Genomic DNA, 1,021 nt, shown 5'->3' with positions numbered 1-1,021 from the left:
TAACCCAAGGCAACTTGCGGTTATATGGTCAAGCGAATAAGCGCACACGGTGGATGCCTTGGCGGTCAGAGGCGATGAAGGACGTGGCAGCCTGCGAAAAGTATCGGGGAGCTGGCAACAAGCTTTGATCCGGTAATGTCCGAATGGGGAAACCCACCCGCTTGCGGGTATCCTGCAGTGAATACATAGCTGCTGGAAGCGAACCTGGTGAACTGAAATATCTAAGTAACCAGAGGAAAAGAAATCAACCGAGATTCCGTAAGTAGCGACGAGCGAACGCGGACTAGCCCTTAAGCTGATTTGGTTCTAGGAAAACACTCTGGAAAGAGTGGCCATAGAAGGTGATAGCCCTGTATCTGAAAGGGCCATTTCAGTGAAGACGAGTAGGGCGGGGCACGTGAAACCCTGTCTGAACATGGGGGGACCATCCTCCAAGGCTAAATACTACTGACCGACCGATAGTGAACCAGTACCGTGAGGGAAAGGCGAAAAGAACCCCGGAGAGGGGAGTGAAATAGAACCTGAAACCGTGTGCGTACAAGCAGTAGGAGCTCCGCAAGGAGTGACTGCGTACCTTTTGTATAATGGGTCAGCGACTTACTGTTCGTGGCAAGCTTAACCGTATAGGGGAGGCGAAGGGAAACCGAGTCTGATAAGGGCGCATAGTCGCGGGCAGTAGACCCGAAACCGGGTGATCTAGTCATGCCCAGGGTGAAGGTGCGGTAACACGCACTGGAGGCCCGAACCCACTCCCGTTGCAAAGGTAGGGGATGAGGTGTGATTAGGAGTGAAAAGCTAATCGAACCCGGAGATAGCTGGTTCTCCTCGAAAGCTATTTAGGTAGCGCCTCATATGTATCCTCTCGGGGGTAGAGCACTGTTATGGCTAGGGGGTCATCGCGACTTACCAAACCATTGCAAACTCCGAATACCGAGACGGACTGTATGGGAGACACACGGCGGGTGCTAACGTCCGTCGTGAAAAGGGAAACAACCCAGACCCACAGCTAAGGTCCCAAATT

General features: G+C 52.8%; 1 rRNA gene. It reads left to right on the top strand.

Annotation, left to right across the window (positions count from 1 at the left end):
- Positions 1 to 26: 26 nt before the first annotated feature.
- A 23S ribosomal RNA gene (locus R1H25_RS20315) occupies positions 27 to 1,021 on the top strand; the annotation flags it as partial.

The organism is Stenotrophomonas veracruzanensis, assembly GCF_032911525.1.
GTDB classification, from domain to species: Bacteria; Pseudomonadota; Gammaproteobacteria; order Xanthomonadales; family Xanthomonadaceae; genus Stenotrophomonas; species Stenotrophomonas africana.
The sequence above is the reverse complement of the archived record's forward strand: the minus strand, read 5'-3'. Positions and strand labels throughout refer to the sequence as shown.